Source organism: Rhizobium sp. SVR5-9E (genome assembly GCF_056755095.1).
Window position 1 is genome coordinate 1 of the sequence record NZ_JBNDHS010000574.1, and the last position, 250, is coordinate 250.

A 250-nucleotide genomic window follows, 5' to 3' on the forward strand; every position below is an offset into this window, starting at 1 on the left:
ACACTCGACTAGTCGTCGGCAGCGTCAGATGTGTATAAGAGACAGACCATCGTGCGTGCCAGGCTGGCCATGGGCATGAACAACGGCGATACCGCGGTTGGTGTAGAACAGGCCCTGGTGGTCATCGAGATCGGTCAGCGTCGCCGGCGTCCCGTAGCTGTCTCTTATACACATCTCCGAGCCCACGAGACTACGCTGCATCTAGGGTGTCGGCTTTTGCTTGGGAAGAGGGGGGGGGGGGGGGGGGGGG

At 61.6% G+C, this 250-nt stretch carries 1 protein-coding gene; it reads right to left on the reverse strand.

Features of this window, described 5'->3' with window-relative positions; genetic code table 11:
* Positions 1–24: 24 nt before the first annotated feature.
* Complete coding sequence (locus tag ACPYOJ_RS36130) at positions 25–201, reverse strand: hypothetical protein (RefSeq protein WP_481420499.1); 177 nt, start codon at positions 199–201, stop codon at positions 25–27.
* Positions 202–250 lie beyond the last annotated feature (49 nt).